17 protein-coding genes are annotated in these 19,800 nt (G+C 45.5%); 9 read left to right on the top strand and 8 right to left on the bottom strand.

All coding sequences use genetic code 11. The features are described 5' to 3' along the window. Positions 1-71 precede the first annotated feature (71 nt). Both mrcB and hrpB read right to left on the bottom strand, forming a co-directional pair. Positions 72-2,444: a penicillin-binding protein 1B gene (gene mrcB, locus VEA_RS05130; protein ID WP_006743316.1), complete on the bottom strand. Its 2,373-nt coding sequence runs from the start codon at positions 2,442-2,444 to the stop codon at positions 72-74. Further along, entirely contained in the window at positions 2,437-4,905 is a 2,469-nt protein-coding gene (gene hrpB / locus VEA_RS05125; protein ID WP_012841426.1) for an ATP-dependent helicase HrpB, read from the bottom strand. The genes mrcB and hrpB overlap by 8 nt, the downstream gene beginning before the upstream one ends. A gap of 66 nt (positions 4,906-4,971) precedes the next feature. Between hrpB and sfsA the strand changes: the two genes are divergently transcribed. From sfsA to panC, 7 genes are all read left to right on the top strand, one after another. Further along, positions 4,972-5,688, top strand: a complete 717-nt coding sequence (gene sfsA, locus VEA_RS05120; RefSeq protein ID WP_006743318.1) for a DNA/RNA nuclease SfsA — start codon at positions 4,972-4,974, stop codon at positions 5,686-5,688. A gap of 136 nt (positions 5,689-5,824) precedes the next feature. After that, positions 5,825-6,271, top strand: a complete 447-nt coding sequence (gene dksA / locus VEA_RS05115) for an RNA polymerase-binding protein DksA (RefSeq protein ID WP_005386584.1) — start codon at positions 5,825-5,827, stop codon at positions 6,269-6,271. Positions 6,272-6,367: 96 nt separating this feature from the next. Then, the gene (gene gluQRS, locus VEA_RS05110; protein WP_012841425.1) at positions 6,368-7,231 is read left to right on the top strand and encodes a tRNA glutamyl-Q(34) synthetase GluQRS; all 864 of its coding nucleotides are present in this window, start codon (positions 6,368-6,370) and stop codon (positions 7,229-7,231) included. A 101-nt stretch (positions 7,232-7,332) separates the two neighbouring features. Continuing rightward, positions 7,333-8,700 carry a polynucleotide adenylyltransferase PcnB gene (gene pcnB / locus VEA_RS05105; protein WP_005396721.1) on the top strand — a complete coding sequence of 456 codons (1,368 nt, stop codon included), beginning with the start codon at positions 7,333-7,335 and terminating at the stop codon, positions 8,698-8,700. After that, positions 8,697-9,182, top strand: coding sequence for a 2-amino-4-hydroxy-6-hydroxymethyldihydropteridine diphosphokinase (folK, locus tag VEA_RS05100; RefSeq protein ID WP_005396720.1), 486 nt, complete (start codon positions 8,697-8,699; stop codon positions 9,180-9,182). Before pcnB ends, folK begins: the two co-directional genes overlap by 4 nt. Positions 9,183-9,206: 24 nt before the next feature. After that, complete coding sequence (gene panB / locus VEA_RS05095) at positions 9,207-10,001, top strand: 3-methyl-2-oxobutanoate hydroxymethyltransferase (RefSeq protein WP_005396718.1); 795 nt, start codon at positions 9,207-9,209, stop codon at positions 9,999-10,001. Between the two features lie 11 nt (positions 10,002-10,012). Further along, entirely contained in the window at positions 10,013-10,918 is a 906-nt protein-coding gene (gene panC / locus VEA_RS05090) for a pantoate--beta-alanine ligase (RefSeq protein ID WP_005396717.1), read from the top strand. A 55-nt stretch (positions 10,919-10,973) separates the two neighbouring features. On the opposite strand, the gene VEA_RS05085 is transcribed toward panC, so the two are convergent. The 4 genes from VEA_RS05085 to VEA_RS05070 form a co-directional block, all read right to left on the bottom strand. Continuing rightward, on the bottom strand, positions 10,974-11,903 hold the full coding sequence (locus tag VEA_RS05085) for a Kdo(2)-lipid IV(A) acyltransferase (protein WP_012841423.1): 930 nt from the start codon (positions 11,901-11,903) through the stop codon (positions 10,974-10,976). Between the two features lie 127 nt (positions 11,904-12,030). Then, the gene (locus VEA_RS05080; RefSeq protein ID WP_005396714.1) at positions 12,031-12,801 is read right to left on the bottom strand and encodes an ABC transporter permease; all 771 of its coding nucleotides are present in this window, start codon (positions 12,799-12,801) and stop codon (positions 12,031-12,033) included. Beyond that, a complete protein-coding gene (locus tag VEA_RS05075) occupies positions 12,802-13,719 on the bottom strand; it encodes an ABC transporter ATP-binding protein (protein ID WP_006743166.1) in 918 nt (305 codons plus the stop codon). A gap of 252 nt (positions 13,720-13,971) precedes the next feature. Continuing rightward, on the bottom strand, positions 13,972-15,642 hold the full coding sequence (locus VEA_RS05070; protein ID WP_012841422.1) for a SulP family inorganic anion transporter: 1,671 nt from the start codon (positions 15,640-15,642) through the stop codon (positions 13,972-13,974). 277 nt (positions 15,643-15,919) lie between these two features. Between VEA_RS05070 and can the strand changes: the two genes are divergently transcribed. Next, positions 15,920-16,588 (top strand): carbonate dehydratase, encoded by a 669-nt coding sequence (gene can, locus VEA_RS05065; protein ID WP_005379996.1) that lies wholly within the window; start codon positions 15,920-15,922, stop codon positions 16,586-16,588. Between the two features lie 77 nt (positions 16,589-16,665). Here can and hpt read toward each other — a convergent pair whose 3' ends face one another. Next, positions 16,666-17,196, bottom strand: a complete 531-nt coding sequence (gene hpt, locus VEA_RS05060; protein ID WP_005379995.1) for a hypoxanthine phosphoribosyltransferase — start codon at positions 17,194-17,196, stop codon at positions 16,666-16,668. 318 nt (positions 17,197-17,514) lie between these two features. Here hpt and opaR point away from each other — a divergent pair, with 318 nt between their 5' ends. Continuing rightward, positions 17,515-18,129: a transcriptional regulator OpaR gene (gene opaR / locus VEA_RS05055; RefSeq protein WP_031780576.1), complete on the top strand. Its 615-nt coding sequence runs from the start codon at positions 17,515-17,517 to the stop codon at positions 18,127-18,129. Between the two features lie 145 nt (positions 18,130-18,274). Here the strand turns inward: opaR and lpdA are convergent, their stop codons facing one another. Next, on the bottom strand, positions 18,275-19,702 hold the full coding sequence (lpdA, locus tag VEA_RS05050; protein WP_006743169.1) for a dihydrolipoyl dehydrogenase: 1,428 nt from the start codon (positions 19,700-19,702) through the stop codon (positions 18,275-18,277). Positions 19,703-19,800: the final 98 nt, after the last annotated feature.

Raw genomic sequence — 19,800 nt, 5'->3', positions numbered from 1 at the left:
CGCACTAACACGCCCTAATATGTACTAAGAATTGACCAGAGAGACAAGCTAATGTTGTTGATTTGGCGATGCTACCAATCAAATAAGCTGTTAAGCCAGTTTGATTTCTTCTCACACTGCTGCTTTATTTGACCCGTTTTATCCCAAACTGGCAGTTTATAATCACTACGACAGTTCATTTCTAAACCACCATCTGATGTCGGCTTAAATCCTAACGTGGTGATCTCTCTTGGCCATGGAAGCTCTAAACGCTCAGGAATGCGTTGCTTCAAATACTCTGCGTACACTCGTAATGCACCGCTCGATCCCGTTAGATGAACCGGTTTGTTATCGTCGCGACCTAGCCAAATTGTCGTCACTTCACGGCCATCAACACCGACAAACCAGCTATCGCGGTTATCGTTACTGGTACCCGTTTTTCCTGCCAGTGCAGCCCAACCAAACTGGCTTTGTAAGAAGCGGCCTGTACCTTGAGCAACCCCCTGTTTCATCGCGTAGGTCGTTAGCCATGCTGCTTGCTCATCCACGGCTCTTGATGAACGAGGCAAGGATTGATAAAGCACATTACCTTCCATATCCATCACTGAACGCAGAGCGGTCAGTTTCGCACGTTTGCCTGAGTTCGTCAGTGTCTGATACATCTGCGCGACTTCAAACGGCGTCAAAGAAAACGAGCCCAAAAACATCGAAGGCACTGGGCGGATTTCGTCTTTGTTGACGCCCAAACGCTCTAAAGTATCGGATACTTCTGGGATACCAAGCGCCATGCCTAAGCGCACCGTTGGCACGTTGAGTGACTTCGCTAAAGCAATGTAGAGTGGCACATCACCACGGTATTTTCGGTCGTAGTTACGCGGTGTCCATACATTACCTTTACTGCTTTTCAGGCTTAGCGGCGTGTCGTGCAGCGTCGTGCCTAGGTTATATTTTTCCGGTTGTTCTAAAGCCGTCAAGTAAATCGCTGGTTTAACTAGAGAACCAATTGGACGACTGGCATTGAGCGCGCGGTTAAAACCTTCATAACCAACACGTTTACCGCCAACCATGGCACGGATTTCACCACTATGACGATCAACCGCAACAGCGGCAGCTTCCAATTCTTTACCGCCTCGTTTAGCTAGCTCCGGGATCTTTTTCGCGATGGCTTGCTCCATTTTGCTTTGCGATACCGGATCCAGAGACGTAAACACGCGCAGCCCGGTTTCCGCTTTAAATCGCTCCCCCACTTTTTCTTTCAATTCAATGCTCAATTGCTGGAAATAAGCGGGCTGACGGCTCGCGATACGTGGTTTGCTCTGCGTATCAAGCGAACGACTGACGGCTTGCTCATACTGCTCTGAAGTCAGCATGTTTTGCTGCATCAACAAACGTAATACAAGATCGCGGCGCTCTTTCGTGCGCTCGGGGTAACGAATTGGGTTGTAGTAAGACGGTCCTTTTACCATCCCAACTAACATCGCCAGTTGATCGATTCGCAGCTCTTGGATCGGTTGTCCAAAGTAATAACGCGATGCCAAGCCAAACCCGTGGATCGCTTCACCACCACTTTGCCCTAGATACACTTCGTTAAGGTAGGCTTCCAAAATACGATCTTTGCTGTAACGGTAATCCAAAATTAACGCAATATACGCTTCTCTAACTTTGCGCCACAGCGTCTTATCACGGGTCAAAAACAGGTTTTTCGCCAACTGCTGAGTTAGCGTACTACCGCCTTGAACAGTACGACCCGCTTTAATGTTTGCAACCATTGCTCGTGCAATCGCGAGTGGAGACACCCCATCGTGTTGATAAAAATCCCGGTCTTCGGTCGCAAGCAGTGCATCAACTAAAATTTCTGGGAACTGATCACGACGCAAGAACAGACGCTGCTCATCTTGATCTTTCTCCAGCATACCCAACATCTTAGGCTCTAAGCGTAAGTAACCAAGATCACCTCGGGACTCTAAAGACTGAATACGCTGTAAGCCAGAATCTGAAAAATGGAGCATCACGTGACGATCCGGTTCAGGACCATCGGCAAATTCAAATGGACGACGGATCAGCTCAATACGAGTGTAAGAAGATGAGTACTCACCAGGATAGCGAGGCTGACTTACCTTACGGTAATTCAGTACATCCAGCTCGTTACGAAGTTCTTGAATGGTGATATTTTCACCCGGATTTAAGTTCAAGATGCGAGCATAAACCACCGTTGGCAGTTCAAACAGCTGACCTTCAAAGCGCTCTTTCACGACACTGTCTAAATAAATACCTACAAACAGCAAAACAGCGGCAAGCGCAACACCGGCTTTCCAGCTAAATGACCACAAAACTTTCAGCCACGAACGTTTCTCGTTAGCCGGCTTTTTACTCGGTGTGCGTCGAGTCGGTTTTGTCGTTCCTTTATTGGTTGTACTTTTCTTCGCTGGCGCTTTTTTCGCGCTAGGCTTCTTGCTGTTAGTCATTATTCAATTGTCTTTTTGTTTTCGTAGTTGCTACATGATTGGCAGGATCATCTGGCCAAACGTGTTTTGGGTAGCGCCCTTTCATCTCTTTTTGGACGTCTTTATAGCTTCCATTCCAGAAAGCCGCCAAGTCAGACGTCACTTGCAGCGGACGTTGTGCCGGTGAAAGCAGTTCAAGCACTAAACGCTTGCGACCAAGCGCTACCGTAGGGGAGCCACTCTCACCAAATACCTCTTGCATACGCACCGATAATTTCGGCTCATGGCCATACTGGTAACGGATACGCTTCTTTGAACCTGTCGGCAGTTGGTAATGCTCTGGTAACCATTCATCCAGTTGTTGATTGAGTGGCCATCCTAATCGAGCGTTCAGCGCTTCGACCAAGTTTATCTTGCTCAAATCGTTAACCGAACTGACGGACGTCATGTACGGCTCTAACCACTCTTCTAATGAATCCAACAAACTGGCTTCATCAAACATTGGCCATGATTGCTCGGGTAACCATTCCACCGCACAACGAATCCGAGCCAACAAGCTCTCCGCTGCCGGTGTCCAGTTTAGACTCTGTAAGCCCTGGCGGCGGACATACGTGAGTAAAGCTTGTGTCATTTTTTCTTTGCCAGGGCTTGGCAAAGGCTCGCGTTCAACCACCAGCTGACCGAGTTTTGTTTGTCGCTCAGCCATTAGACGCCCTCTTTTTTCATCCCAGTCTACGACTTCTTCAGACGAAAATAGCGCTTCAAAGGTCGCTCGCAATATATTGACATCCAATTCACATGCCGAATGAATTTGACTGGAGTTAGAATGAGAACGCATTAAGTCAACGGCAACCAAATACTCACAGCCGCCTAGCATGTCTTCCTGACGACATTCTGCACCATGACCATTAGCCAAAGTAAATCGCCCAAATTGATTTGTGCGCTGCTGCGCAATGCGATCTGGAAATGCCAAACTTAACACCAGCGGTAATACCTCTTCATCCACGCCTTTCAGGTCAAATACCGTATCTAATTTGTACGCCAGAGATTGAGCACGCTTGAACAACATCGACTTTTTTGGATGAGTACCAACAAGCCAACGATGCAAACTATGAGCGATATTGGTGACGTTTCTTTCTGGCTCTTCAATCAGTGCGACCGCCGCCAAAGCAGCATTTAACATCTTATCACTGTAAGATTGCGCTTTGATTAGCATCGCAGCCGCACGAGGTTCGACGCCTAGTTCATGTGCCTGTTTTCCTTCGGATGTTAATTGACCTTTTTCCGTCAGTAGCCCCAATGACACCAATAGCTGCTTCGCTTGTTCCAATGACGCATTAGCGGGAACATCAAGCCACTTTAGATCGTGGATATCACTCGCTCCCCAAAAGGCAAGCTCCATAACTAAACTAGCCAAATCGGAATGCAAAATTTCGGGTTGGGGAACAAGCGGTTGCTGCTTGAACTGGCTTTCAGAATAAAGACGAACACAAATGCCCTCTTCTATTCGTCCCGCTCGTCCTGCACGCTGAATCGCTGAAGACTGTGCAATGCGTGTTTGCTCTAAGCGTGTTAAACCGTTTTTCAAATCAAACCGGGCAATACGCTCTAACCCAGAATCAACCACAAGGCGAATGCCTTCAATCGTCAGTGAAGTTTCTGCGATGTTGGTCGCGAGTACGACTTTACGCTTGCCGTGTTCTGCCGGCGTGATGGCTTTTTGTTGCTCAGTAAAGCTCAGTTGCCCGTAAAGCGGACACACTTCAATATCATCCGCCAAATGAGATAAACGTTCTTCGACTTGTTTAATGGCCCCAACGCCCGGTAGGAAAGCCAACAAAGAGCCGGACTCTTTGTTCATAAGACTTTCTATTGTTTTTGCCATACTCGTAGGTAAATGATCATTCACACCTAACGGTTGGTAACGCATTTCTACGTCGAAACTGCGTCCTTCTGATTCAATGTAACTGGCTTCCGGCAACAACGACTGTAAGGCTTGTTGATCAAGCGTTGCCGACATTACCACCAGCTTGAGATCGTCTCGCAATGCCTCTTGAACTTCTAAACTGAATGCCAAAGCGGTATCGGCATGAATGCTGCGTTCATGAAACTCATCAAAGATCAGCAGATCAACACCATCCAGTTCAGGGGCAGTTTGAATCATCCTAGTCATGATCCCTTCAGTCACGATCTCCAACTGCGTTGCAGTACTTACCTTTGCCTCGCCACGAACTCGATAACCCACGCGTTGCCCTACTTGCTCTCCCAATTGAGCAGCAAGATAACGGGCAATATTACGCGCCGCGAGTCGTCTTGGCTCAAGCATAATAATTTTGCCAGCAACCGAATGATTTAAGAGTAACTGCAAAGGGAAGTAAGTCGACTTACCGGCACCAGGCGCCGCTTTTAAGATCACTTGATGTTGATTTTTGACCGCCGTCAGCAACTCAGGCATCACGGCTTCAATCGGCAATTGTGACAAAGGAAATACCTTGTGGTGTAATGGTGGCAACATTGTACATAAAAAAATTTTTGTCTAAATAAGCAAATGCATTTCACACCCGCTTTAGAGTCCGCCACTCTACTCAAACGCTATAAACGCTTTCTTGCCGATATCGAACTCGATACCGGTGAAGTTCGTACTATCCACTGCGCAAACACTGGCGCTATGACAGGTTGTGCGACACCCGGAAACAAAGTTTGGTTTTCCACTTCCGACAACCCGAAACGAAAATATCCCAATAGTTGGGAGTTGAGTGAAACCGAACAAGGCCACCGCATTTGTATCAATACCGCGCGCGCCAACCAATTAGCCGTTGAGGCTATTGAAAATAATGTCATTTCAGAGCTTTGTGGTTATGACACACTTCAAACTGAGGTGAAATACGGTAATGAAAATAGCCGAATTGATATCTTGCTCAGCGCAGACAACAAGCCAAAGTGCTATATAGAAGTGAAAAGCGTCACTCTTCTTGATGAGACCGACTCTACTGGACAAGGATACTTCCCAGATGCGGTCACGACTCGGGGACAAAAGCACCTGAGAGAGCTCACAGAAATGGCACAAAATGGAAGTAGAGCCATACTTTTATTCACTGTTTTACATTCAGGTATTGAAAAAGTATCCGCGGCGCACCATATAGACGCGAAATATTCACTATTACTCAAACAAGCACAAGACGCTGGAGTGGAAGTTCTCTGCTACAAAGCTGAACTGAGCGATACTGGAATGAAGCTGATTTCCGCTATTGATTTTATCAATTAAGAGAAAAAATGATGTCGTCTTCACATTGACGATAACTTTGCGATTCAGTATTTGCTTGCACCGCCTCTTTTTGCTATAGATACCCGCCTTAAATTGACTGCGTAGCAGTTGACTAGGTGTAAGTAGGAGATGCTGTATGCCAGAATCAAAGAAGAAAACGATAGGCATCCTAGCCATTGCCGGCGTGGAGCCATATCAGGAAAAACCTGGTGAAGAGTACATGTCACCAGAGCAGGTTGAACACTTTACGAAAATCTTAACAGCTTGGCGCGACCAGCTGAGAGCTGAAGTGGATCGTACCGTTCACCACATGCAGGACGAAGCAGCAAACTTCCCAGATCCAGTTGACCGCGCCTCTCAAGAGGAAGAGTTCAGCCTAGAACTGCGTAACCGCGACCGCGAACGCCGTTTGATCAAGAAGATTGAAAAGACTTTGGATAAAATCAAAGAAGACGATTTTGGCTTCTGTGAGTCTTGTGGCGTAGAGATTGGCGTTCGCCGTCTTGAAGCACGTCCAACCGCTGACCTATGTATTGACTGTAAAACACTTGCAGAAATCAAAGAGAAGCAAATGCAAGGTTAATCAACCAAGCATTATGATTATTGAAGGGAGCTCAGGCTCCCTTTTTGTTTTGACTACCTTTGCATCCCATTTGTTTACTAAATTCGAGATACACGCATGACACGCTATGTAGGTCGATTCGCCCCATCTCCTTCTGGTCCTTTACATTTTGGTTCACTGATTGCCGCTCTTGGCAGCTATTTTCAAGCGAAAGCACACAACGGAACCTGGTTAGTACGTATTGAGGACTTGGACCCACCAAGAGAAATGCCAGGTGCGGCGCAACTTATCCTAGATGCGCTCAAAGCCTACCAGCTGCATTGGGATGGAGAGGTGGTATACCAGAGTGAACGTCATGACCTTTACCAAGCCCAAATAAACACATGGCTCGAAAATGGTGAGGCCTATTATTGCCAATGTACTCGAAAGCAAATTAAAGAGCATGGCGGGTTTTATCCTGGCACTTGCCGCGATAAAAACTTGAAAGACGGCGCGATTCGCCTAAAAATGACCAAGCCTGTCGCTCATTTCTTCGATCAGAAGCGTGGAACAATTAAGATTCCAGAGCAACTCGTTAATGAAGATTTCATTATTAAACGTCGAGATGGATTATTTGCTTATAATCTTGCGGTAGTATTGGACGACATCGACCAAGGCGTCACAGAAGTCGTGCGTGGTGCAGACTTAATCGAGCCAACAGGGCGTCAAATCAGTCTGTACCAGATACTTGGGCAGCCTGAAGTCAGCTACTTGCATTTACCATTGGCGATGGACAACAACGGCAATAAACTGTCGAAACAAAATCACGCGACGGCTATTGATATAGAGACACCAAAGCCTACTCTATTACGCGCCATGACATTTTTGGGCTTCGAGATACCGGAAGCCATAAAAGCGGCCAACATAGAAAAGATTCTTCGTTGGGGCTGCGAAAACTGGCGCTTGGAACAGCTTCCAACAGAGATCGAGATCACACCGTGATTCTCAAATGGCATTGTGTAGGCTATCATTAGCCGCAAATTAGGCCCTAGAGGCGCAAAAACTAACCAAAGCAAGATTGGACTAAACCCAGTTATTGCCAGATGCACATGAATACAAACGACTATACACCAAGCGAACCTGCCACTATTCCAGAGCTCGCTCTCAATGTAATAACTCGTGAAGAGCACAACATTTCGCGTAAGCAGATCAGTGATAATGCACTGAAGGTACTGTACCGCCTAAATGGTGCTGGTTTCGATGCTTTTCTTGTGGGTGGCGGGGTTCGAGACTTACTGCTTGGACAGAAACCAAAAGATTTTGACATTGCGACCAACGCAACGCCGGAACAGATCAAACAGCTATTTCGTAACTGCCGTTTGATTGGTCGCCGCTTTCGCTTGGCTCACATTATGTTTGGCCGAGACATCATTGAGGTTGCGACATTCCGTGGTCACCACCAAGAGCAAAAGAACAAGAGCATCTCTCAACAATCTAAAGAAGGAATGCTGCTGCGGGACAATGTCTACGGCACCATCGATGAAGATGCTGAGCGCCGTGATTTCACGATTAACTCGATGTACTACAACATCGCGGATTACTCGATTCACGACTACGCACGTGGTATTGAGGATTTAGAAGATCGCCTCATTCGACTGATTGGCGATCCAGAAACACGCTACCGTGAAGATCCAGTACGTATGTTGCGTGCAGTTCGCTTCGCAGTAAAACTGGACTTTGATATTGAAGAAGACACCGCGGCACCAATCGAACACATGGCACCGTTGCTCGGTGACATTCCGTCAGCGCGTCTTTTTGAAGAGTCACTCAAGTTATTGCAATCCGGTCATGGCTTAGAAACCTACCACCTACTGCGTGAGTACAACCTATTCCAGCAACTCTTCCCGACGATTGCAGCGCACTTCACGGAAGATTACTCCTCTTACACAGAGCAAATGTTGGATCTCGTGTTGGATTCTACTGACATGCGCATCGAAGATGGGAAACGCATCAATCCAGCATTTATGTTTGCTGCAATGCTGTGGTACCCACTGTGTGCGAAAGCCGATGAACTGATGGAAGAGCGCAACCTAGGCCATTACGACGCTATTATGGAAGCGAGTAACATCATTCTTGATGAACAAGTTCGTACAATTGCCATTCCAAGACGCCACACCGCAACCATTCGCGAGATTTGGCAGTTACAGCTTCGTCTTCCACGACGCAACGGTAAACGTGCATTCCGTCTTATGGAGCTCAATAAATTTAGAGCTGGCTTTGATTTTCTTGAAATGCGCGGTGAAATTGAAGGTGGTGACACTCAGAAGCTTGCCAAGTGGTGGGAAACTTTCCAAAATGCAGGCCGAGAAATGCGTCAAGCAATGGCTGCCGACCTAGACGGTCAATCACCGAAGAGTGGTCAGCGCCGCCGTAAAACCTATCGCAAGAAAAAGAGTAAGCCTAAGTCATGATCACAGCGTACATTGCGGTAGGCAGTAACTTGGCTGATCCTGTCAGCCAAGCGAAGCAAGCGATTGAAGCGTTAAAAACGCTGCCTAAATCAGAATTTGTTCAGGCTTCTTCGCTATACAGCAGCACGCCAATGGGACCACAAAACCAACCGGATTACATCAATGCGGTTGTGTCGATTAACACCAGTTTGACGCCTCTTGAGTTGCTCGATTGCACACAAGCCATTGAGCAAGAACAAGGGCGTGTCCGTAAAGACGAACGTTGGGGACCAAGAACCTTGGACCTCGACATTGTTCTTTATGGCAATGAGGTGATTAATTCCGAGAGGCTGATCGTTCCTCATTATGGAATGAAAGAGCGTGAATTCGTACTCTACCCTCTTGCGGAAATTGCACCAAGTTTACAACTCCCCGATGGGACCGAGGTCTCTAAACTACTGGAACAAGTAGATAGAAACGGCCTCAGTATCTGGCAGTCATAGCCAACTCCTAGTAAGGATAAAACCATGAAAAAAATGACCATCAACGACCTAATCAAGTGGAAGCAAGAAGGTCGTAAATTTGCTACTTCAACCGCTTATGATGCGAGCTTTGCCCAACTGTTTGAAAGCCAAGAAATGCCAGTACTTCTTGTTGGTGATTCTCTAGGTATGGTTTTGCAAGGTCACAACGATACTCTGCCAGTAACGGTCGATGATATCGCTTACCATACTCGTTGCGTACGCGCAGGTAGCCCAAATTGTTTGTTGATGGCTGACATGCCATTCATGAGCTACACCACGCCAGAGCAAGCTTGCGAAAATGCGGCTACACTGATGCGTGCTGGTGCCAATATGGTGAAAATTGAAGGTGGTGACTGGCTAGTCGACACTGTAAAAATGCTCACTGAACGCTCGGTTCCAGTTTGTGCTCACCTTGGTTTAACTCCTCAAGCCGTGAATATTTTTGGTGGTTACAAAGTTCAAGGTCGCGATCAAGAAAAAGCGGACCGCATGGTGAAAGATGCGTTAGCACTGCAAGAAGCAGGCGCTCAAATCGTCTTACTAGAGTGCGTGCCTGCTGAGCTTGCTGAGCGTATTACGCAAGTGCTCGACGTGCCTGTTATCGGTATTGGAGCTGGTAACGTGACAGATGGTCAAATTCTCGTGATGCATGATATGTTCGGTATCTCTGCCAACTACATGCCGAAATTCTCCAAAAACTTTCTTGCTGAAACAGGTGATATGCGCAAAGCCGTTGCTAAATACATTGAAGATGTAGCCAACGGTGTATTCCCAGACGACGCTCATACCATTGCCTAGAGGATAAATGCATGCAAACTTTTGCGGAAATCTCAGCAGTTCGTGAACACCTTAAAACCTTTAAACGTGAAGGTCGTAAAATTGCGTTTGTCCCAACCATGGGCAACCTTCACGAAGGTCACTTAACTTTAGTGCGTAAAGCACGCGAATACGCTGATATCGTTGTCGTAAGCATCTTTGTTAATCCGATGCAGTTTGATCGTGCAGACGATTTAAATAATTACCCGCGTACGCTAGAGGAAGATTTAAGCAAATTAACCTCTGAAGGGGTCGATGTGGTATTTACGCCGACACCAGAAGTTATCTATCCTGAAGGGCTTGATAAACAAACGTTTGTTGATGTTCCGGGTCTATCGACTATTTTAGAAGGGGCTTCACGCCCTGGTCATTTCCGTGGCGTCACAACCATCGTAAACAAGCTATTTAACATCGTTCAGCCAGATGTGGCCTGTTTTGGTGAGAAAGATTTTCAACAACTTGCTGTTATCCGCAAGATGGTTGTCGATCTTGCGATGGACATTGAAATCATCGGTGTACCAACCGTACGTGAAATGGACGGTTTAGCAATGAGCTCACGTAATGGTCTGCTTACACTTGACGAACGTCAACGTGCGCCAGTACTTGCTCGTACAATGCGTTGGATCAGCAGTGCCATTCGTGGCGGCCGTGATGACTACGCATCGATCATCGAAGATGCGAGCGACCAACTGCGAGCTGCAGGTTTGCACCCTGATGAGATCTTCATTCGTGATGCTCGTACATTACAAGTGATCACACCAGAAACGACACAAGCCGTCATTCTGATGTCTGCGTTCTTAGGCAAAGCTCGTCTTATCGATAACCAAACGGTAGATATGGTTGTCGAAGCGAAGGAAGAAGCAGAGTCTAGTAATACAAACTCAGAGAGCGCAGAGTAAGCTCTGAGCCATCAAGACGTAAAAAGGTCGACTCTTAGTCGACCTTTTTTATTTTCTACGTATAGACGCAATCTAACCCTTCAGGGCGTGTTTTAAACCGCTTGTGCAGCCACATCCACGCTGGAATATCACGTTTTATCATTTTCTCAAGCTCTTGGTTCAAGATACTTGCCGCTTTAATCGCATTACGCCTCTCGAAACGCTCACTGATATCTTTTCCAATATATAACGTGTAATGGTGATTCTTGCTCACTGTGACGCCAGATATGACCGCACACTTTGTTGCGTCTATAAGCACACTAGAGCCCACGGTACTCGCGGCTTGTTCAACAGCAAAGAACGGCGCAAAAACAGAATGGCTGACGCCATAATCATGGTCGGGCAAATACCACAGTCGATGACCATTTTTCAGAACTTTGAGCATTGATTTAACGTCTTTTCGATCAATCATTTGATGCCCAAAACGAGTTCGACCTCGATGTTGAATAAACTCATAAGCAGGGTTCGAATTTGGGCGATAAACGCCATAACCTTTGGCAAACTGGCTAAAAATACGAGCGGTTATCTCCAAGTTTAAATGGTGACTGCACACCACCAACACACCACGGCCATTCTTTTCCTCAGCGAGTAAACGATCTTTTCCAACAATAGAGGTTATCCGACGTATCCGCCAATCTGGCCAAAACCAGGCGATCCCCGTTTCGATGATCGCCATTCCCGTATATTGAAAGTTTTTTCGTACTACGTCCTTACATTGCCAGTCCGTAAAATCAGGGAAACACAGCTGGAGATTACGCAGAGCGATCTTGTGTCGGCGCTTCATTACATGCATCGCAACACAACCGATGCTTCTACCTAAGATTCGCAATACTATGTATGGCAGTACATTAACAAGAATCGCTAAAGATCCAAATGCCAGCCATACAGACCAATATTTGGGCTTAAGTAACTGATAGGAGAAAGGCGGCGGCGGGACAATATTCATAGGATCACTCATTTATTACAAATGATTGAAACCTATCATGATAAAAACTGAAAGATTGTATGGTTATGTATTGTTATGCATGCCAAAGAGCAGCATGATTCGCTGCTCTTTGTTGTGTGGGAGAGTCTTAGCTTCTTAGCCCAATACCTTTCGTTACTAAGTAATGAGCAACGGCATACAGCGCTATCACAAACACCGCAAGCACACTGAATGAGGTGACAATACCCACATCCGATACGCCTAAAAAACCATAACGGAACGCATTCACCATGTAGACGATTGGGTTAATCTTAGAGACACCTTGCCAAAATTCAGGCAGTAAGCTGATGGAATAAAAAACACCACCCAAGTAGGTTAACGGGGTCAACACAAATGTAGGAATGATCGAAATATCATCAAACGTTTTTGCATAGACCGCATTGATCAGCCCGCCTAGAGCAAATACAACGGATGTCATGAAGACGGTCGCAACAATAATGCCCCAGTGTTCAACTTGCAGATCCACAAACAATAAAGACACACAGGTAACAATAGCGCCTACTAACAAACCTCGAGTCACACCGCCCATTACGTATCCAGCAATAATCACGTAATTTGGCACCGGTGCCACCAGCAGCTCTTCAATGTTCTTCTGTAGTTTTGCACTAAAGAACGAAGACGCCACATTCGAGTATGAATTGGTGATCACCGACATCATGATCAAACCTGGAACTATGTACTCCATGTAGCTAAAGCCGCTCATCTCACCGATTCGAGAGCCAATTAGATTACCGAAAATGATGAAATACAGTGTCATTGTGATTGCAGGCGGAACTAAAGTTTGCACCCAAATGCGCGTAAAACGGGTGATCTCTTTGCTCAGCAAGCTACGAAATGCCGTCCAATATAAACCGTACATTTACTTACTCCCTTCTCTTACAATGCTGACAAACAACTCTTCCAGTCGGTTGGCTTTGTTACGCATTGAAAGAACTTTAGTACCATGCTCTGTTAACTGACTGAACACTGAATTCAATCCTTGGCTTTTATCTAGCTCTATCTCTAAAGAGCCATCAACAATACTTTGTCGATTGACGCCTTCAAGCTCAGGCACCTCGCCTTCAGATTCAATGTCTAGGATAAATGTCTCGACGCTTAACTTACCTAGCAACGCCTTCATGGTGGTGTTTTCAATCAACTCACCCCGGTTGATAATGCCGATATTTCGACACAGCATCTCCGCTTCTTCTAGGTAGTGCGTCGTCAAAATAATCGTAATCCCTTGCTCTTGGTTGATCTCTTTCAGAAATTCCCACATTGAGCGGCGTAGTTCAATGTCCACCCCAGCCGTTGGTTCATCCAAAATGAGCAACTGCGGCTCGTGCATCAAAGCTCGGGCGATCATCAACCGGCGCTTCATTCCGCCAGATAAATTACGGGCACGCTCTTTACGTTTTTCCCATAAATCGAGTTTTTTCAGGTACTTTTCAGCTCGTTCTTTGGCTAATACTTTAGACACACCGTAATAGCCCGCTTGCTGCATCACGATTTGTTCAACAGTTTCAAACTGATTGAAGTTGAACTCTTGTGGCACCAAGCCTAAATTCTGTTTGGCCAACTCAAGGTCGGTATCAATGTCATAACCGAAAACTTTCGTCGTCCCAGAAGTTTTGTTCACTAAGGAGGAGATGATGCCAATCGTGGTCGATTTTCCTGCACCATTGGGACCCAGAAGCGCGTAGAAGTCACCCTTTTTCACTTGGAGACTAATACCTTTTAACGCCTCAAAGCCACCTGCATACGTCTTGCGCAGCTGTTCAATTTCTAATGCGTACATAAGGTCGTGATTGCCGTTTGTTTGTGATTACTAATACCGACTCGATGTTTATCAGCGGTTTACTACGAAATCGCCTTGGGTATTGTACTGGAGGTCCATCAGTTTATCGTTGAATAACGATGATTACAATTAAACCTTTCGATAATATTGGAAATATAGTCCTTATCAACGTAAAGGTTATCTGCAAGTAAGGAAAAGTTAGGGAATAAAAAACGCAACAGAGCGCTGTTGCGTTTTTAACGATCAGAGTGATTACGCCGTTATACGCTGATACTGGTCCGCCTCGACATGAGCTACCGCCGCATTTAATGCTTCATAACGGAATTGGTACATATTGTCATTCGGGACAAGATCAATAACGTGGAACTTTTCTAGCTGTTCTCGCGTGCGCTCATTTGGACACAACAAATACACGGCACAATTAGCATCGAGCGCATCTTTAATCGCGTTTTCTAACGCTAAACCGACAGTAACATCAATCATAGGTACATCGGTAAGATCGAGAATCATCACATCATAATCCGAAATACTGGAGTGCTGGCGTGAAATTGCCTTAGAAACACTGAAGATCATTGGACCCGAAAGATAAAAGAACAGTACTTTGCCATTGGCGCGATCAAGCAAGCCACGCTCGCTGTCAGTTAGCGGCACATCGTCTTCATCCGCGTCACTGATCGCTTTCACTTGCCTCGCCTGTTCTCGGCTCAGACGCTCAATGATAATAATGTTGGAAATAAAGACGCCCAAGCCCACGGCAACGATAAGATCAACAAACACTGTGAGCAACATAACGCCATACATTACCGCCATTCCGGAAAAGCTAACCTTGTGTGCTCGTTGAATAAAACTCCAATCCAAAATGTTAAAGCCGACATATACTGCAATGCCAGCCAACACAGCCATTGGGATCGGCTCCGTTAATCCACCAGCAACCAATACGACCAATGCAAGCATAAGTGCACGAATCACACCGGACAATGGCGAACGAGCCCCAACTTGAATGTTAGTCACAGTGCCCATCGTTGCGCCCGCGCCAGGTAGTGCACCGAACAAGCCTGAGATCATGTTGGCAAGACCTTGGCCTCGCAGTTCTTTGTCTGAGTCGTGCTCTTTACGAGTCAAGGAGTCACCGATAACCGCCGTCAACAAAGTATCGATACAACCTAAGGTGCCGAGCACCAACGCATCAATAACCATCTCAACAAACATATCTGGATCAATATGAGGCGCAACGAGAGAAGGCAATCCTGCCGGGATTTCACCGATACGACGAATGTCTTCCGTATCGAAGAGCATCACAGACAACAAAGTCACCGCAACCAACGCCACGAGTTGCGCTGGTACATATTTTCGATATTGCTTAGGGAAGAAAAAGAGAATACCCAAAGTCAGTAGACCTAAAAACAGTTCACTGAACTTAAGGTTAGAAATGGTATCCGGCAAAGCAGATAATGTTCCGAGCACTCCTCCAGAAGGCGCGGCATGCCCCATCAAAGGTGATAGCTGCAAAATGATAAGAATCACGCCAATCCCTGACATAAAGCCCGAAATCACGCTATAAGGCATCAAGGTAACGTATTTACCCAGTTTTAACGTCCCTAATAGGATTTGGAACGCACCAGCCATCATAACAACCGTGAAGGTCATGGCCATGCCCGTTTCTGGATACTTCGCCATCATACTGGTTAACACAGCGGTCATGATTACCGTCATTGGCCCTGTTGGTTCTGATATTAACGTATTAGAACCACCAAACAACGAAGCAAACAAACCGACCATTATTGCGCCCCAGAGGCCTGCTTCTGCCCCTGCACCGGATGCAACACCGAACGCTAACGCCAAAGGAAGAGAGATAATCGCTGTGGTTACCCCGCCAAATACATCCCCTTTGAAATTAATATCTTCAAAACGACTACCGAACACTGCTGATTTCCCTGCATTCAATTTTAAAAAGTAAAATGTCATTACTTTAACGAGCCAGGCGAAAATTTAAACCATAAATAGATTAAGGCTAAATTCACACCACAAATAATTAGGCCTAATTTTACGTTTTTATTGATGAAAACTAGTCAGATGAGTCCTGTCTGACGAATATTTAACGAGATCGAAATTGTAACATTGTGTATAGTTACAACACTGATCGCTTGCATGTTCATATAAGCGGCAGCGCTTTTGTCTTTTAAGGGAAGTAGTTTGCAAGATGCCGGAAATTAAACAGTTATTTGAAAACAATTCAAAATGGTCTCAAGAGATCAAATCTGATCGACCTGAATACTTCGCAAAACTCGCAGAGGGTCAAAAGCCCGATTTTCTTTGGATTGGCTGTTCTGATAGCCGTGTCCCTGCCGAGCGACTAACCGGACTATACTCGGGTGAACTATTCGTTCATCGGAATGTTGCAAACCAAGTCATCCATACTGATCTCAACTGTCTGTCCGTCGTTCAATACGCCGTAGACGTTCTTAAGGTTAAGCACATCATTGTCTGTGGACACTATGGCTGTGGTGGCGTAAACGCAGCCATTGATAACCCTAAGCTAGGTCTTATTAATAATTGGCTGTTACATATCAGAGATATCTATTTCAAACACCGCACTTACCTAGATCAAATGCCGCAGCAAGATCGAGCAGATAAACTAGGCGAGCTTAATGTCGCAGAGCAAGTGTACAACTTGGGTAACTCAACCATCCTGCAAAACGCTTGGGAGCGTGGGCAAGATGTTGAAATTCATGGCGTGGTATACGGAATTGAAGATGGTCGTTTAGAGTACTTAGGCATTCGTTCTAACTCTAAGGAAACCGTAGAAGCGTCTTATCAGAAAGCCCTTTCGACGATTCTAAATACAGACAATAAGCTGCTTTGTCGCTAAGCTACATCTAAAAGTTGAACAAAAAACGCCCATCTGAGATGGGCGTTTTTTTATATTTTTAATGCTGCTCTCAATGATTATTCTTGAGGTACAACTTTACCGATGTATGGTAAGTGGCGGTATTTCTGCGCGTAATCAATACCCACACCAACGACAAACTCATCTGGGATTTCGAAACCAATCCAATCCACTGGAACATTCACTTCACGACGAGATGGTTTATCTAGGAGCGTACAAATCGCGATAGACTTCGGCTCACGCAGTGATAAGATCTCACGGATTTTATTTAGTGTGTTACCTGTATCAATGATGTCTTCAACAAGCAAAATGTCTTTGCCTTTGATGTCATCATCCAAATCTTTCAAGATACGAACGTCACGTGAACTTTCCATTGTGTTGCCGTAGCTTGACGCTGTCATAAAATCCACTTGGTGAGTCAGTTCGATAGCACGTGCCAAGTCTGCCATAAATACAAATGAGCCACGCAATAAGCCTACCAACACAAGATCTTCACTACCTTGATAACGCTCTGTAATTTGTTTGCCTAATTCACGAACTCGTTCCTGAACTTCTTGCTCAGAAATCATGACTTCTATTGTATGTTTCATACTGTGCTCAATCTAATTTGTGGGTTGAGGTAAGTCGCACGCAAACGATCACCTAATCTTACGGCGTGTAGTGTATCACCACGTTCATTGGGTTGAAAGTCACATCCTGTTGCCAAAAAATCTTGGAAGAAGGTCTTAGTTTTATAAAGTTCATAGCTAAATTTATCAATTATAATGACATTACTGTATATAAATTGTTCTACAGATGTTGACCTTGTTGATATGCACCATTACACTCATCATTGCTTTAAGCAACTATTAAAATAATCAATTAGGGGGTTACCCCCAATATCAACTCAAATGGCAAGGAAAATGGATATGGACTCAATTGCAAAGAGACCTAGAACTAGGCTTTCCCCGATCAAACGTAAGCAACAGTTAATGGAAATCGCATTGGAAGTATTTGCGCGTCGCGGCATCGGTCGTGGTGGTCACGCAGATATCGCAGAAATTGCTCAAGTTTCTGTGGCGACCGTTTTTAACTACTTCCCGACTCGTGAAGACTTAGTGGATGAAGTACTCAACCACGTCGTACGTCAGTTCTCGAACTTCCTATCGGATAACATTGACTTAGACTTACACGCGCGTGAAAACATCGCCAATATCACTAACGCGATGATTGAGCTTGTCAGCCAAGATTGTCACTGGCTAAAAGTTTGGTTCGAGTGGAGTGCTTCAACACGTGATGAAGTATGGCCATTGTTTGTTTCAACTAACCGTACTAACCAGTTGCTGGTACAAAACATGTTCATTAAAGCGATTGAACGCGGCGAAGTGTGTGACCAGCACGATTCAGAACACTTGGCAAACTTGTTCCACGGTATTTGTTACTCACTGTTTGTCCAAGCGAACCGTGCAAAAAGTGAAGCGGAACTTAAGCACCTTGTTAGTTCATACTTAGACATGCTTTGCATTTACAACCGTGAACACTAAAGCTTAACTCGCAATATATGTCAGCCCACCGTTTGGTGGGCTTTTTATTGTCTGCTGTCAGCCGAGCACACGTTTATATTCCTACCTAACAAACATAAAAAAACCGCTGCAATGCAGCGGTTTCTATCATTAAGTCAGACAAAGCTTACTTCTTCTTAACTGCTTTTTTGTTTGGCAGGTCAGTGATTGAACCTTCAAATACTTCAGCAGCTAGACCTACAGACTCGTGTAGAGTTGGGTGAGCGTGGATAGTCAGAGCGATATCTTCTGCATCACAGCCCATCTCAATTGCAAGGCCAATTTCACCAAGTAGTTCACCACCGTTAGTACCAACGATAGCACCACCGATTACGCGGTGAGTTTCTTTGTCGAAGATTAGCTTAGTCATACCGTCTGTACAGTCAGATGCGATTGCACGACCTGATGCTGCCCATGGGAATGTCGCCACTTCGTACTTGATGCCTTCTTCTTTCGCTTCTTTTTCAGTCTTACCAACCCAAGCTACTTCTGGCTCAGTGTACGCAATTGAAGGGATAACTTTAGGGTCGAAGTAGTGCTTCTTACCAGAGATAACTTCAGCAGCTACGTGACCTTCATGCACACCTTTGTGAGCAAGCATTGGTTGACCAACGATATCACCGATCGCGAAGATGTGAGGAACGTTAGTACGCATTTGCTTATCAACGTTGATGAAGCCACGCTCGTCAATTTCTAGACCCGCTTTTTCACCGTCGATTAGCTTACCATTTGGTACACGACCGATAGCAACTAGAACCGCATCGTAACGCTCAGCTTCAGCTGGCGCTTTCTTGCCTTCCATTGAAACGTAGATACCGTCTTCTTTTGCTTCAACTGCTGTTACTTTCGTTTCTAGCATTAGCTTGAACTTGTCTTTGATACGCTTAGTAAATACTTTCACGATATCTTTGTCTGCTGCAGGAATTACCTGGTCAAACATTTCAACAACTTCAACTTTAGAACCTAGAGAGTGGTAAACCGTACCCATTTCTAGACCGATGATACCACCCCCCATGATAAGCAGTTTTTCTGGCACTTCTTTTAGTTCAAGAGCGTCAGTAGAGTCCCAAATACGTGGGTCTTCATGCGGGATAAATGGCAGTTTGATTGGACGAGAACCAGCCGCAACGATTGCGTTGTCAAAGTTAACAACTGTTGGCTCACCTTCGCCTTCTACAAGGATAGAGTTAGGGCCAGTGAACTTACCGTAACCGTTAACTACTGTAACGTTACGCATCTTAGCCATGCCGCTTAGGCCACCAGTTAGTTGGTTAACAACTTTTTCTTTCCAGATGCGGATTTTGCTGATGTCTGTTTGAGGCTCACCGAACACAACGCCGTGGTCAGCCATCGCTTTCGCTTCTTCAATTACTTTAGAAACGTGAAGCAGTGCTTTAGATGGGATACAACCCACGTTCAGACATACACCGCCAAGCGTGCTGTAACGTTCAACTAGTACAGTTTCAAGACCTAAATCCGCACAACGGAATGCAGCGGAGTAACCAGCAGGACCAGAACCAAGTACAACAACTTGGGCTTTAATTTCTTTGCTCATTTTGACCTCTTGTAGTCATTATCCCTAACAGGCTGAGTGGGTATCGATTTTTTATGTTTAAGAGAGATTTGTTTTAAACAGTTATTTTCAGACCGCTA

This window comes from Vibrio antiquarius (assembly GCF_000024825.1).
GTDB classification, from domain to species: Bacteria; Pseudomonadota; Gammaproteobacteria; order Enterobacterales; family Vibrionaceae; genus Vibrio; species Vibrio diabolicus.
Note: the sequence above shows the minus strand (reverse complement) of the source record. Positions and strands in the feature narration are given on the sequence as shown.

What these genes read in the sequence shown, in the direction of transcription:
- mrcB (WP_006743316.1), bottom strand. Translation starts at nt 2,444, where the DNA reads ATGACTAACAGCAAGAAGCCTAGCGCGAAAAAAGCGCCAGCGAAGAAA.
- sfsA (WP_006743318.1), top strand. Translation starts at nt 4,972, where the DNA reads ATGCATTTCACACCCGCTTTAGAGTCCGCCACTCTACTCAAACGCTAT.
- dksA (WP_005386584.1), top strand. Translation starts at nt 5,825, where the DNA reads ATGCCAGAATCAAAGAAGAAAACGATAGGCATCCTAGCCATTGCCGGC.
- gluQRS (WP_012841425.1), top strand. Translation starts at nt 6,368, where the DNA reads ATGACACGCTATGTAGGTCGATTCGCCCCATCTCCTTCTGGTCCTTTA.
- pcnB (WP_005396721.1), top strand. Translation starts at nt 7,333, where the DNA reads ATGCACATGAATACAAACGACTATACACCAAGCGAACCTGCCACTATT.
- folK (WP_005396720.1), top strand. Translation starts at nt 8,697, where the DNA reads ATGATCACAGCGTACATTGCGGTAGGCAGTAACTTGGCTGATCCTGTC.
- panB (WP_005396718.1), top strand. Translation starts at nt 9,207, where the DNA reads ATGAAAAAAATGACCATCAACGACCTAATCAAGTGGAAGCAAGAAGGT.
- panC (WP_005396717.1), top strand. Translation starts at nt 10,013, where the DNA reads ATGCAAACTTTTGCGGAAATCTCAGCAGTTCGTGAACACCTTAAAACC.
- VEA_RS05085 (WP_012841423.1), bottom strand. Translation starts at nt 11,903, where the DNA reads ATGAATATTGTCCCGCCGCCGCCTTTCTCCTATCAGTTACTTAAGCCC.
- VEA_RS05080 (WP_005396714.1), bottom strand. Translation starts at nt 12,801, where the DNA reads ATGTACGGTTTATATTGGACGGCATTTCGTAGCTTGCTGAGCAAAGAG.
- VEA_RS05075 (WP_006743166.1), bottom strand. Translation starts at nt 13,719, where the DNA reads ATGTACGCATTAGAAATTGAACAGCTGCGCAAGACGTATGCAGGTGGC.
- can (WP_005379996.1), top strand. Translation starts at nt 15,920, where the DNA reads ATGCCGGAAATTAAACAGTTATTTGAAAACAATTCAAAATGGTCTCAA.
- hpt (WP_005379995.1), bottom strand. Translation starts at nt 17,196, where the DNA reads ATGAAACATACAATAGAAGTCATGATTTCTGAGCAAGAAGTTCAGGAA.
- opaR (WP_031780576.1), top strand. Translation starts at nt 17,515, where the DNA reads ATGGACTCAATTGCAAAGAGACCTAGAACTAGGCTTTCCCCGATCAAA.
- lpdA (WP_006743169.1), bottom strand. Translation starts at nt 19,702, where the DNA reads ATGAGCAAAGAAATTAAAGCCCAAGTTGTTGTACTTGGTTCTGGTCCT.